Genomic DNA, 14034 nt, shown 5'->3' with positions numbered 1-14034 from the left:
GCCGTTGACTAGGATCACTCCGTCGTCGGTGTGTCGGGAACCTCGTAGGGGGCGAGGTGCGCTGTGACTTCGGTGAGTGCTCCCTGTGCAATTCCGTCGCCACCGGTGAGATCCCAGGCGAGTCGAAGGGGAAATGTGTCCGCGTAATCAGCGCGGATGAGCGTCTCTGCCGGGACCGCCTCGACGAGCGCGCGAAGGTTGGCAGTCGGAACCGCCGTGCGCACTGACTCAGATGGGACTGAGCTCGCTTGCTGTTCGCGCGGGCAGCGATACCGGGTCGTCGCTTCTGAGGGAGCCTCTCCCGTTGTGATCTCCTCGAGGTAACACTCTGTTTCTGTAGCATCGTATCCGAATGCCACGACAGCCGCATGCTCTGTGAAGTATTGGAGCCCATGTGCGAGGTCGTCACGCACATGGTACATTGTCACACTGTCCGGCGTCCCATCGATGTCTGGTTTCTCTACCGCGATGTCGATCGAAACTGTTTGCCTATGGACAAAAGAAGAGAGGGTGAGTCGCAGCGTTGACGCTTCGGGATCGTAACGAAGCTGTGCGAGTTCGCCGCCGTCACGCTCGGCAGCAAGAACATCCAACAATTTCTTTGGATCAACTGTCATGCTCCCCGGTGTCGCTTCGAAGTACCGACAGTCGCTTTTGTGGAGGGTTGCCTCGACAGCAGTGACTTGCGGGTCGTCCACACTGGTCGCCACAAGCGCATCACCGCCGATGGTGAGTGTTGTTTGGCCGTCAACGGCGACGACTGGTTCGAGCAATTGCCGGAGATGTGCCCGTGGTACGTCCACCTCAAGGTGTGGTGGGCTCGGTGATGACGTCGGGAGCCACGAGCGCATTACTACAAAAAGTTAGTTATCACACATATACTTTGAGATTCAGCGTGGTATTTGCCCAGAGCCACCTGCGACCCTCGCAGCGAAATGAGGGTCTCTACCGCAAACTAATGGCTGTGCCAGATTGAGGGAGGATCTGGCCAAACGTCTACCCTGTGACGGTCGAGGTGGCACTATCCGCGTCTTGTTGACTGTTATTGGGGTTGCTACGGTCGCATTCTCCCTGAACTACGGACGACCTCGTAGGATGTCACGTCGGATGCCATCGGTGAGACACAACCGTCTTATATCGCTGTCTGAACCGTGAGCTGGAGCAGTTGTGGAAGCAATACGCTGATCGCAATTTGGCTCCACATTGTGAACGTTGCTGGATAAACACGTGTGTCTCGAACTTCTTTGAGCCGGCGCCGCGCATCGTCTAACTTGTCTTGATCGACAACTTTTGAGTTATTAATATCGTACGGATTTTCGATTGCTTGATGGAGTTCAGCCTCTAGTTCCCGGATTCGTCGCTCCTTCTGTGCCGACATGAGCTGGTGGATGGTGTACATCGAATACGCAATTGAGAGCAGCCCAACGAACCACGCAGCCGAAAAGAAGACCAGCTCAAACAGACCAGGCACGTAGCCATCTACCGAAAGCAGGACGGGCCCATAGACGAGCAGGAAAAACAAGAGCAGCCCAGCCGTGTAAATATAGTACGACCGCTTCAGGAGGCGGCCGACCGCAGCAAAGCCGCCCATGTTGCGCGGATCATAGAAGAACAAGTTGAACTCGGTCTTCTTGATCCGCCGTGGTAACAGAAAGTGGATCCCGTAGTAGGTGAAGGCAAATTCAACCATGACTGGGAGGAACACAAACTCCCACGTGAAGAGCAGATTGAATGCTGTCACTCGGTTCGGCACGCCGACGTTCAGAATCGTATTCGCATAGAGAACGACAACAGCAAGAACGTAGACGACGACCTTCGTTCGCCAGCTGAATATCTGGTGAAACTGGCTGATCTCGGCCGCATCTACACGGTCTTGAGCTCGGAGTGTGGCAAGCGCCTCTTCGTACCCATTCGACATGTACCGGACCCCATACACCCCCAGGATGAGTGCTGCATACCCGGCTGCGGTGTTTGGGGTGTCAAGGAGGATGTGGGTCCCACCAGTCAGATGTACGTACACTTGGAGCACTGCGAGATCGAGAACACTGAACGCACCAACAAACAGATACGGCGGATACATATTTTGCCCAGGGAGAGCCGATGAGAGACGCGAAAAGCCACACAGTGTTGCGATATACTCGATGAGATTTCGCTCATGTTTCGCATCAAAATTGCTTGGCATGGTCAGGTCGTGCGGTACATCCGGCTTAGTTTTGTCCCCGACAGAAACACCTCGTGCGTAGTCCCGTCACGTTCGCTCAGGGTAGAGGCATGCTCGAGGTTTCAGTGGTTGCGCGGCATCAAGCAGGCGCGGACTTCCGAGGCGGCTGCGAACAGCTCTAATTACATCTAATTAGTTTTATTAGGTTGGATTAGATACATTTTGTTATGAGTCGGTGGGAAGCCACCTCTCCCCGGATAGGCCCCGTTGTAGATGTTGAGCGTGGTGTGACCAGTTCTAGCAAAACGGTCACCAGCCACGCTGCTGTGCGAGGGGTACGCGCCCTCAACAGATTTAGCGCTGAGAGCTCGCCTTTTCACACAGTCACTTTGCGATGCGGGCATCACGGAGTAACTGATCTGAGAGGCGAACTCGCATGATTGACAGCGGCACGTACCCGGATTTCGTACTAGTATTCATCCCGGTGACGTTGTCTGCTGCTTACGGGGTTGGGACTGTTCTTGGCACGCGTCTCGCTGCCGTCGTGGCCGCAGTTGGCATTTGTTACCTGCTCATGGTCGACGGCCTGTTCTGGCATAGTCCTGTAGACGAACGCTAGCGGCCACCGAGATACGCAAACGCGGATTGTCGTTGTGCGGCCTGTCGCAGTAGGGTCTCTGCGACGGCGCAGCGTCATCTATTAGGGTCGTCTGTGGCACTTGTGACAGTGTTCAATCGTAATCTGTGTCCCAGGCCACGCACTCCGCATCAACTCTCAGACACCCTGACGATTGAGCTCATGCTCGTCGCACTCGGCAGACTCACACACCTGCTACGTGCCTCAGCATCTGTGTTATTCAGTCTACCAAGCTCTGCCAGTCAAGATGTTATTATCGTTGACTGACGGATTGTTGCTGGAGCTGCTATCCTCCGATTCTGCCTGGACCCCCAAGAAGCTAACCGGTGTGTAATAATCTCTTGTTCTGGCGGTACTGATCCGAAGAGGCACTGACGGGTGCTTCACACTCCCATCGCCAGTCAAATGATGCTGGTTATACTACGAGCAAGGCCAATTAGGCGAGGCTGTTCCCATCAAACTGCTGTGCGTTATACTCGACGTCCAGCAGGTCGAGGACGGTGGGCGTCACGTCGAAGAGGTTCGCGTCGGACAGGTCGAGGTCGGGATGCGTCGCGTACAACAGCGAGTTCTCGAACTTGTGCATCCCGTTGCGCGGGCCCTCGGTGAAGACGGCCTCCTTGCCGGAGAAGCCGGACTTGAGGTCGAACCCGTCCGCGGGGATGACGACGAGGTCGGGCGCGATGCCGTCGTGGTCGCCGTCGAAGACGGTCTCGCCTTTCACGATCCGGCGGCACACCTGTCGGCCGTCGGGGCCGGTGAGCGATTCGAGGTCGTCGATGAGCGCCTCGCGGGTCGCCTCGTACTCGGACTCGGGGACGACGCCGTTCGGCTCGCGGCCCTCTACGTTGAGGTAGAAGCGGCCGGGGATGAGCGAGTACGCGCGCGTCTCGTCGTCGATGTCGGTGAGCGCGTCGTGGTCGTCGTCCGCGTAGGAGAGCCACCCCTCGTCGGCGAGGAATTGGTTACAGTTCACCTCCCACTCCAGCCGGGTGAACCCGTGGTCGGAGGCGACGATCAGGGTGGTGTCGTCGTCGAGCGAGTCGCGGATCTCCCCGATGTAGCCGTCGAGCTTGCGGTAGAACGCCAGGAACTCCTCTTTGTACTCGCCGTCGGTCGCGTAGTCGCCGAAGAGGAAGTGGTTCACCCGGTCGGTGCTCATGAACACGCCGAAGAAGAGGTCCCAGTCGTCCTGGTCGAGGTAGTGGGAGAAGGCGTCGTAGCGGGCGTCCAGCGTCGCGTGCGCGTTCTCGATGAACTCCGTCTTGTCGTCGTCGTGGCCGAGCTTGGCGTTCACGTCGATCCGGTAGTCGAAGCCGTCGAGCGTCTCGCGGAGCTCTTCGTCGCTCGCGGCCGACTCCAGGTCGGGCGAGAGGAACCCGGAGGCCATCCGCTGGATCCGCGACGAGGGCGGGAAGGTGACGGGGACGTTGAGGACGGTCGCGTCGCGCCCGGCGTCGGTGACGCGGTCCCACAGGCGGGTCGCCTTCACGTGGCGCCCGAGCGGGACGTACGTCTCGTAGGAGTCGACCTCGCGGTCCTGGAAGCCGTACACGCCCGTCGCGCCGGGGTTCTGTCCGGTCGTGAGGCTCGGCCAGCACGCGCTCGACTCGGGCGGGACGATGCTCTCCAAGCGCCCCCCGGAACCGGTCTCGGCGATGTCGGTCAGGTTCTCGAAGACGTCGGGGTGGTCCTCGACGAGGTCGAGTGGGACGCCATCAATGCCGAGGAAGACGACGCGCTCGTCATCGTCGTCACGCAGTCGGTCAAACAGACCCATGTACACGGCGTGTAGACGATCTAACATACTCCTTACGCTCTTGGGTGGCTAGGGTCGCTACCGAGTACTAGTTCCAGTTGGAGCAGATATCGTGATGGCCCCTTCGCATACGATAGTAAGCGGTTGCCGAAATCGAATATCGCGAGACGATCGACAAAATGATGGCCTGAATCGATAGACGGTGCCGGCACCACAGTAGCGGTACAGATCTCTACTGAGAACCCGGTGATGTGTTTCTCGTGGAGATCCCATCTCTCAGAGGACCAGAGAGGAAGTCCACGGCTTCAGTCGTGGGTCACTGACGGCGCTGCTGGCTCACGGCAACGCGTGTTCCGGCGACATCGCCCCCTGACCGGAACGGCGGTACGACGGACCCCGAACCCACCGCGCGTCCGTGAGGTCGCCGAGCGTCAGTCCTGCGACAGTGACTGGTCGGCGGGCTGGCCAGTCGCCGGTCGGTTCGAGACCGCTTGGACGGCCGCGGTCTGCGGCTCGTTCAGGACGCGACGCGCACGCTCGGGAAGCATCCACGCCGAGTCGACGTGCTCGTCGCTAATATCGATGGTTCGCTGAGAGGTGTAACACTTGTAGTGGACGGCAAACCGGCCCTCTTCGTCGTCATTAACCCACGCATTTGTCGCTACGGGCGTGTGAATCTCGACGGAGATCCCCGTCTCTTCGGTTATCTCTCGGCGGAGGCCGCGACGGACTGGCTCTCCGGGGGCGAGCCGTCCCCCAGGTAGCTCCCACTCCCCGTCGGTCGCGCGCTGGAGGATGAGATTCTGCCCACGGGGGTCGAGGATGACGCCGCGAACACTCACCGTCGCGCGGAGCAGTTCGTCGGTCATTGCCGCAACTGATGTTTAATTAACAATAAATCTATGGGCCGGCACGTGTTCTGATGCGAGTTGCGTCTCGGAGCGGAATCTACGATCTCTGTTGCCCGAGTTCGAACCGAAATATCCTTTTAACAACAACTACATGTCAATTTATATGCCCGACGACTTCCCGGCGAGCGTCGACGTCGATTACACCGACGGCGAGGGGGAAACTCCGGACGACTACCCGTCGATCCAGCACAAGATCGAGAAGGCGGTCGAGGTCACCCGCCGCGGGCTCGAACAGTACGACAACCCCGCGGTGATGTGGACCGGCGGGAAGGACTCCACGCTGACGCTGTACTTCATCAACCAGGTCGCCGAGGAGTACGGCTACGAGAAGCCGACCGCCGTGTTCATCGACCACTTCCAGCACTTCGATTCGATCACCGACTTCGTCGAGCACTGGGCCGACGAGTGGGACATCGACCTCGTGTACGCCCGCAACGAGGACGTGGGCGCTTACGTCGAGGAACACGGCCTCGAACCGGGCGACGACATCCCCGTCGACGCGCTCTCGGAGCACAACCAGCACCACATCCGGGAGATCCTGGAGTTCGAGGAGGACACGTTCCCGTTCCTGCTCGACACGTACGTCGGCAACCACCTGCTGAAGACGGTCGCGCTCAACGACGCCTTGGAGGAGCACGACATCGACGGCGTCATCTCCGGCGTCCGCTGGGACGAGCAGGAGGCCCGCGCCGACGAGACGTTCTTCTCGCCGCGCCACGACCCCGACCTGTTCCCGCCGCACGACCGCATCCAGCCCATCCTCCAGTTCGCTGAAAAGGATGTGTGGAATGCGTTCTGGAACTTCGTGGTGCCGGACACGGTGGAGGCGTTCCCCGACGAGGGGTACATCCCGCAGACCGACGACGACCTCCCCGAGGGGGTTACCCAGGAGGACATCCCGATCTCGCCGAAGTACTTCGCCGGGTTCCGCTCGCTCGGCAGCGAGGTCTCGACCGAGAAGACGACCGAGGAGCCAGCGTGGCTCCAGAATCTCGAGGACACGACCGAACGCGCCGGCCGCGCCCAGGACAAAGAAGACCTGATGGAGCGCCTGCGCGACCTCGGGTATATGTGAAACCTACGGGATCGACTAATAGGTTCGTTGCCGATGATCGCCCAGGTCGAACCGTAGTGTAAGTCCTGACCGTCACATTATCGCCGATGAGCCCACCGAGGAGAACATCGTGATCACTGTGTCTTCCAGCGTTCCGGTGTTCGTGCCGCCAGTAACGATCGTATTGGCGACGACGCCCGACAGCACCGAGGTTGAGGGTCCTACCCACGAGGATGAGTGGGTTGTTTATAACGACGATCGACCCGATCTGAGCGCTTTCGCTGCTCGTGACGCCGCTCCGGATCGGCGCGTTCGGGTGAATGGTGGGCGCAGTGAGCAGGGCGGTATCGGCAACTCTGATCGATGGCGCGACCGTGCTCGTGTCGCGGGAGTCGGTCCGAGTATTCGTGAGGATCATGCGGTTAATCCCGACGGGGGCCCACAGTTCTGCGACATCGAACCACTGGTCGCGATACCGGACGACGCGGACTGGGCGGGCCGCGAGTAACTCGGAGAGCGTGGCGGTGAGCGTACTCATCGTGGTGAGTCGGCCCCGCGGAGTGCGGCGACGACCTCGGGTGGAAACGCGCAGACGCTCACGTCGATGTACTCGGTAGCGACCCACTCGGGCTGAAGTGGATTTTTTGACCCCCCGAGGTCGTCGGCGGCGAAGTTGATGACGCGGGACTTGTCCGGGTGGTCGGCGTAGGTGATTGCGACGGTCGGATCACCAGTTTGGCGGTGGCGCTCCCAAACGGCGTCAGTCGTGGCGCGGTTGATAATGTGGTCGCCGTTGCGGACGACAAACGAGTCCCCGACGTGCGATTCGGCTCGGCGGAGAGTGTGGCCGGTTCCGAGCTGCGGCTTGTGGGTGATGTATGTGCTGTCGAGTTTTCGGTCGCAACCGTCCGCGAAGTAGGTCTGGACGCGTTGGCGGTTCGAGCCGACGACAAGAGTGGATTCCGTGTTCGTCGCCTCAACCGCGTCGACGAGTAATCGAGAACCGTCCGGTTCTCGATGGGTGATATCGGCTTAGGGCGGTTCTCCGTGGGGGCCAGAGACGCTGCCCTTTTCGGGCAGCGAGACTGATGGCTTTCATTATTGTGCTCTGTCAGTCTCAGTCTTAGACTTTGGCAGTAAACCGACAGCACAGCACTTATCTGGTTGTTGCTAATGTTGGCTCGGAGCCGTCTCTCTGAAGTTGTAACAGCATAATCCGGACATAAAATGGGTTACAAATGGGGTTTGTAGGTGTATGACGGGTTGGAATACATTTCGGCTCGATAGACTACTAGGTTTGGAAACAATTATGTTGGTACCATCGTAATGCGTTCTTAACCCAACAAATGGCATCTGGTAGCAACCGGGGGGGAGACTTATGAACTCAGAAATTCACACTCAGTCGGTGCTACGGGGAGAAGCGCTCCACGGGTCACCCCGTCTCGGGGTGGGATTATGAACGCACCGCTGACTGGATTGTTCGTATTCGGCGGGCTCGCCGCGATCATGTGGGGGGGAGAACGATACCGCTCTCACTTCGCGAAACGAGACCTTATTATCGGCGTCGGCGTCGGAACCGGCTTCCTCTTGTTCGCTATCGCACCGGCGTTTTACGACGCGGTCGGGGCACTCCTCAGTCTCGACAGCCGCTTCGTCACCACCTCGCTGTTTGGAAACCTCTTTTTGATCGTGATGGTGCTTTACCTGTACACGACGCTCCGTGACACCCAGCGCGATATTTCGGATCTCTCGCGGAGTTTGTCCGTTACGGAGACGATGACCGAGCCACGAACAGATGGGGGCAATCATCCGATCGCGATCGTGATACCCGCATACAACGAGGCCGCCAGTATTGAATCAGTCCTCGACGCGCTTCCGGACCACATTCGTGGCTATCCCATTGAGGCGATCGTCGTCTCGGACGGTTCCGACGACGACACCGCGACCCGTGCCGCGGAGGCTGGCGCGACCGTCGCCGAACACCCTATCAATCAGGGCCAGGGTGGGGCGCTCCGAACGGGCTTTCTCGTCGCCGAAGAGAAGAACGCGGAAGTCGTTGTCACTATGGACGCCGACGGACAACATCCCGTCGACGAGCTCGAAAACCTCGTCGCACCCGTCCTCGACGGCGAGGCCGATTACGTCATGGGCTCTCGGTATCGCGGAATCGATCAGTCCGGGAACGGTGTCGTCCGGAAGTCGGGGATCAAATTCTTCACGTGGCTTATCAACCGTCTCACGAAATCCGATATCACCGACTGTACGAACGGTTACCGTGCGATTCGTGGGTCAGAGATCGGGAAGCTAACGCTCACCGAAGAGCGATTCAGCGCGCCCGAGCTGATCATCGAAGCGCGGAAGAACGGGATGCAAATCGAAGAGATTCCGATCGTCATTCAGGAGCGCGAGGCCGGTGAAACAAAAAAACCGCAGCTCGGGTACGCGCTCGGACTGACGCGGACAGTACTTACGACATGGATTCGGTAACTGACCGGAGCAGTCACGAATGAGTCAGACACTGTTGTACGTAAACAACACCGACCCGGAGGACGGCGGTGGCGGCGATCGCCGGCTGTTTGAGGAGGCAGCAACCCTTCACGAGAAGGGAGCGGATGTCCAGGTCGTGGCCAGTCGCACTGATCCCGAACTCCCGCAACGGCGCGTCTCCAACGGAGTCCGGATTCGGACGGTCAAGTGTGTCCCGGACTTCCTTCAACGCGCCCCGACCCTCCACTTCTACCTCGCTCGATCACTGTTTCCGCTCGTGTCGCTCCCGATCCTGCTCGCGACATTGTTCCGCGACAATATTGATGTCATCGTCGACAACCACACGCCGCATCCGAGCCTCGTCGCGTTCCTCGGGCCACTATTCACCGTGCCGGTGGTCGCGCTTGTCCACGAGTATCACGACCGGAGTGCGATCGAAAAGTACCCGCTCCCGGTCGGTGTCATTCAGCTTCTCGTCCAGAACTTCTTGCGTATCAGGTTGTACGCGGCTGTGATCGTTCCGCGAGAGCAGACGAAGGAAGCGCTACGCGAGTATGGAACATCGATTCCGGTACACGTCGTGCCGAACGGGCTAGACGTCGACACGTACTTGGAGCCGCCCACGACCGTGAGCGCGGAGTCGTTCGACTTCGTGGTCGTTTCGCGACTCGTTCACCGAAAGGGCATCGACCAACTGCTGGAGGCGATGGCGCTCGTCACCGCGGCAGACCCGTCAGTCCAATTGGGAATCGCTGGTTCGGGAGCGGAACGAGATCGACTAGAGCGACAGGCAGCCGAATTGGGTATCTCGGAGCACGTGACGTTTCTGGGCTTTGTCTCAGAAGAGCGGAAGCGGGCACTGCTTCACGAGTCGTCGGTCTTCGTGTTGCCCTCGCGGCAGGAGGGGTTCGGCATCGCCGTGTTGGAGGCGATGGCGACAGGGACACCGGTCGTGGCGAACGACTTGGACATCATTCGACGTCTGGTACCGGAGGAGCCGAACCGACTCGCCGATGCCAGCGATCCGGAGGTGTTTGCGACGGCAATGATGGACGTAGTGAACGAGCAACGAGACGGCGAGAGGGTTTTGGCGCACGAAAATCAGGGGGAAGCCGAACGGTACAGTCTCGACCGTGTCGGCGAACAGGCGACATCAGTATACGATCAAGTGCGTGTACACACCTGATATGACAGTAACTAATACGATGAGAGAACGTAGGACGAATCGACTGGGTTTCCACTATGACTAATCGGCCGAACACCATTCTCCTCTCGATCGACGCGCTCCGTGCGGATCACCTCGGAGCGCATGGCTACGATCGAGAGACGAGTCCGTTCCTCGACGAACTCGCGGACCGAGAACTCGAATTCACAACGGCGATCTCCGCGAGTTCACACACGCGGGAGGCTGTCCCGGCGCTGTTGAGCGGGCGCTATCCCGACGTGTTCGCCGCGAACGGGTACCGATACGTGCCGAAGACGGTCGCTGACCGACTTTCGGAGGCAGGGTTCCGAACCGCCGGCTTCCACTCGAATCCCTACGTCTCCCGTGCGTACGGCTACGATAATGGATTCGATACCTTCGACGACGATCTCGTCCTCGGGCAGAATCGGTTCGTCGCGCTCGCTCAGCGAGCGCTGAACAAGTTCGTCTTGAACAAAGGAGAGTACCACGCCCGAGCAGCGGAGATCAACGACCGGTCGCTCTCCTGGTTAGATTCGCTCGACGACGATCGGCCTTTCTTCCTCTGGAACCACTACATGGATCCTCACGGGCCGTACAATTCGCCCGCGGGCTACACGTACGCCGACCGTGAACTGTCGAACGCCGAGGCGCAGACGCTCTATCAGAAGACGATCGATCGCTCCGACGAGATCACGGACGAGGAGCGGCAGTCGTTGATCGACGCCTACGATGGGGAGATCCGATATCTAGACGATCAGCTTCGCGCGCTTTTCGATGCGCTCGACGACCGTGGGCTGCTCGAAGAGAGTCTGATCGTCGTGACAGCCGACCACGGGGATGCGTTCGGCGAACACGGCTACTACACGCACCCTCGATACCTTCACGAGTCGTTGCTACACGTTCCGCTGATCGTTTCGTTGCCGGGTGAGCGTGAGAGTGAAACGGTGACGACCCCGGTGAGCACGCTGAATATCGTTCCGACGATACTGGAATACGCAGGTGAGCCCGAGACGGAGTTGCCGAGGGAGCCACTCGTGAATAGAGACGGGGAGTTAGTGTACGATGAGGGTGTCGTCTTCGCAAGTGCGACCGGCGAAGACGAAAACGAGGGAATCAGGCGCTTTGCCGCTCGCGGCGAGCGATGGAAGGCGGTACTGGAGCGGGAGATCGATTCGGGGGAGATCGTTTCCGAAGGGGTGTATGATCTCGTGGCGGATCCATACGAGGCAGAATTGCTGAGTGTGAAGGAAGCTGAGTCTAGGGCAATTATACAGCAACTAAAAGACTTCAGTGTATCTCGACTGTCTACAGTTGAAGCTACAACACGAGAGGAGAACAATATGGAACAGGCCATTGAGGTTGATGAACGGTTAGAAGCCCTTGGATACAAATGAATGAGTCAAACTCTTTTGAACCTCTGAATATCTTATTGTTAGCTGAAGATTTCTACCCACAGACCTCAGGAGGTGCGTTTGAGGATTGGAGTTTTTCGAAATCGAGTGTTCAGCGTGGTCATCAAGTCACAGTTCATACGACACGAACTTCTGGAGAACCTAAAATAGAAACTGTCCAAGGTGTCAAAATTTGTCGGTTTTATCAAGCATCATCGGATCACCGACATCCAAATTCAATCATTGGAATATTTCGACGGTTATTGTTCCTGTTATTTATCACAGTTCGGTTGGCATATGAGGTCACCAAGACGGACTACGACGTGATCTACTCAACAAATCATTTACTCCATCCTACTGCTAAGATAGTAGGACTACTCCATAGGATACCGGTTGTGAATTTAGTCGCATATTCACCGAGTGAGCGAACCGAGTTACACCCACTTAACTTCCGTAATATCTTTGAGTTTGTGATTTTTTCGTTTTTTATGGGTAGTGTTGTTCTTTGCCGAACTCCCCGTATCCGTACTCGTGTTGATAAATGGTCGCGATCTACTGTTAAACTCGTCCACGGAATTATTGAAGAGCCAGTTGTTAAAGAGGCTACTGAGGCAAATAATGAGTCAATCCGACGTGAACTGGGTATTTCTCCACAAGAATTATTGGTAGTCTCAGTATGTCGACTTGTTCCCGTGAAAAGACCGGACGAGGCAGTCAAAACCCTTTCAAAACTCCCTGAATCCTATCAATTAGTAGTACTTGGTGACGGTGAGTATCGATCGGTCGTTGAGGAAACTGTGTTGGAGTTCGATATTGACGACAGAGTTGAACTTCTCGGGCGTCGTCCTCACGATGAAACGCTCAGAACCATTTTTGCTGCTGATGTACTAATTGTTACATCCCTTGTAGAAGCCTATCCAACCGTTGTGTTCGAGGCTTTATCGCTCAACACACCTGTTGTTTCAACGCCCGTTGGGATTCTCCCAGAGATTGATCATCCAAAATTGAAATTAACCGATCTTTCTTCGATGCCGCAAACAGTTCTCGATATCGGTGAGAGTAGTGAGTATAAACTAGACGAGGAAACCGCGTATCAATTTTCGATCGAGCGGTTCACTGAGAGTGTTCTTGATGTGATAGCAATCGCGACAGGGAGAGTGAATTCCTAATGACAGCGACGATAACCCTCAGTTTGGAGATCGAATTAGGGTGGGGATTCCATGACAAGGCATATGGATCAGAACTGTTCTCCGAGCAATGTACCGTGGAATCTCGGACACTTGACCGTCTCTTGGATTTGTGCGACCGAACTGGAATCCCAATAACTTTTGATATTGTTGGATTTCTACTAAATTCTCCAGGACATGGAGCCGAACCCTCACCTCATTCGGATGATTGGTGGCCCTCAGAGATTGGTGAAACAAGTGAGGATCCGCTCTATTATGCACCGAGCTTAGTGGATCGTATTCGAAGCGCATCGGTCGATCACGAAATCTGTACCCATACGTATACTCATATCCCGTGTGCGGACTTTTCCGACGAAATACTCAACTGGGAACTCGAACGGGCAAGCGAGATTCATCAGGAGCATAGCCTTCAACCGCCGACATCAATCGTACCTCCACGTCATAGTCCCCCCAGTCGAGCCATACTGGATCAAAATGGAATCGATTGTGTACGTGTCGCGGCGGTGGAGTCACCAGAGTCCAATATCTCTTCTTTTGCTTATTATTTGACCCGTAGTCATCCAATTCAGAAGCCAGGGGTGGTGAACAACGTCCTCGAAACGTATACGAGTATGAATACCTCACTAACTGCGCCGTACCTCCAGAACGGTCAAAAATCTCCCCACCCCGCTTTCCGTATGATCCCACGTCGTGTCCGGAAACGGATTCACCGTCGTTATCTTTCTCAAACGCTCGAACGCGCTGTCGAGAAGGATTCTTACGCTCATTTATGGAGTCACCTGTTCAACATTTCGAATAACATCCAATTTCCTCTCGTGGCTGAATTCTTGACGGAACTTGAAGAGAGACAACAACAGGGCGAAATTGAGATTTCAAGAATGACTGACCTCGTAGATACCACCACTAACTGAAAAGCAACCTATTTGTCTTGTCGTGGTAATACTTGTGGTATGAAATTAGACATCGACCGGGAACTCTACGAGGTACTTTCTCGCCGTGCAGCGGACAACGGGTATACATCGGCCGAGGAATATAGCAAAGAGATCCTCGAAACTGTCGTTCAAGAATTAGAATCCCAGACCAAACAACGACCGGATACAAACGTTAGCGACGACGAATCGGTGACCAACAGACTTGAGGACTTAGGCTATCTCGAATAGCTAATATAACGATTGGTCCCGTTGTAAAGTAGAATTCTCAACATCAGAGTCCGATGATTGAGTAACGCTGATGATAGCCAGTCGGTGGAGAGTTTTCTAGA

At 56.7% G+C, this 14034-nt stretch carries 11 protein-coding genes; 7 read left to right on the top strand and 4 right to left on the bottom strand.

All coding sequences use genetic code 11. From position 1 onward, the window contains the following. Positions 1–14 precede the first annotated feature (14 nt). The 4 genes from HPS36_RS04060 to HPS36_RS04045 all read right to left on the bottom strand — a co-directional run bounded on the left by HPS36_RS04060 (position 15) and on the right by HPS36_RS04045 (position 5426). A complete protein-coding gene (locus HPS36_RS04060; RefSeq protein WP_173228606.1) occupies positions 15–851 on the bottom strand; it encodes a hypothetical protein in 837 nt (278 codons plus the stop codon). 281 nt (positions 852–1132) lie between these two features. Next, entirely contained in the window at positions 1133–2182 is a 1050-nt protein-coding gene (locus HPS36_RS04055) for a hypothetical protein (RefSeq protein ID WP_173228605.1), read from the bottom strand. Positions 2183–3234: 1052 nt separating this feature from the next. Further along, positions 3235–4578 carry an alkaline phosphatase family protein gene (locus tag HPS36_RS04050; RefSeq protein ID WP_173228604.1) on the bottom strand — a complete coding sequence of 448 codons (1344 nt, stop codon included), beginning with the start codon at positions 4576–4578 and terminating at the stop codon, positions 3235–3237. 410 nt (positions 4579–4988) lie between these two features. Beyond that, positions 4989–5426: an NUDIX domain-containing protein gene (locus tag HPS36_RS04045; RefSeq protein ID WP_173228603.1), complete on the bottom strand. Its 438-nt coding sequence runs from the start codon at positions 5424–5426 to the stop codon at positions 4989–4991. A 145-nt stretch (positions 5427–5571) separates the two neighbouring features. On the opposite strand from HPS36_RS04045, the gene HPS36_RS04040 reads away from it, so the two are divergent. From HPS36_RS04040 to HPS36_RS04010, 7 genes are all read left to right on the top strand, one after another. Further along, positions 5572–6543 (top strand): phosphoadenosine phosphosulfate reductase family protein, encoded by a 972-nt coding sequence (locus HPS36_RS04040; RefSeq protein ID WP_173228602.1) that lies wholly within the window; start codon positions 5572–5574, stop codon positions 6541–6543. 1434 nt (positions 6544–7977) lie between these two features. Next, positions 7978–9009 carry a DUF2304 family protein gene (locus HPS36_RS04035; protein ID WP_173228601.1) on the top strand — a complete coding sequence of 344 codons (1032 nt, stop codon included), beginning with the start codon at positions 7978–7980 and terminating at the stop codon, positions 9007–9009. A gap of 19 nt (positions 9010–9028) precedes the next feature. After that, on the top strand, positions 9029–10195 hold the full coding sequence (locus HPS36_RS04030; RefSeq protein WP_173228600.1) for a glycosyltransferase family 4 protein: 1167 nt from the start codon (positions 9029–9031) through the stop codon (positions 10193–10195). A 56-nt stretch (positions 10196–10251) separates the two neighbouring features. Then, entirely contained in the window at positions 10252–11589 is a 1338-nt protein-coding gene (locus tag HPS36_RS04025; RefSeq protein WP_173228599.1) for a sulfatase, read from the top strand. Then, positions 11586–12755: a glycosyltransferase family 4 protein gene (locus tag HPS36_RS04020; protein WP_173228598.1), complete on the top strand. Its 1170-nt coding sequence runs from the start codon at positions 11586–11588 to the stop codon at positions 12753–12755. The genes HPS36_RS04025 and HPS36_RS04020 overlap by 4 nt, the downstream gene beginning before the upstream one ends. After that, on the top strand, positions 12755–13684 hold the full coding sequence (locus HPS36_RS04015; RefSeq protein ID WP_173228597.1) for a polysaccharide deacetylase family protein: 930 nt from the start codon (positions 12755–12757) through the stop codon (positions 13682–13684). Before HPS36_RS04020 ends, HPS36_RS04015 begins: the two co-directional genes overlap by 1 nt. Before the next feature lie 39 nt (positions 13685–13723). Then, entirely contained in the window at positions 13724–13933 is a 210-nt protein-coding gene (locus HPS36_RS04010; protein WP_173228596.1) for a hypothetical protein, read from the top strand. Positions 13934–14034: the final 101 nt, after the last annotated feature.

The sequence above is a fragment of the Halorubrum salinarum genome, from assembly GCF_013267195.1.
Taxonomy (GTDB): Archaea; Halobacteriota; Halobacteria; order Halobacteriales; family Haloferacaceae; genus Halorubrum; species Halorubrum salinarum.
This window is presented reverse-complemented; position numbering and strand designations above follow the sequence as displayed.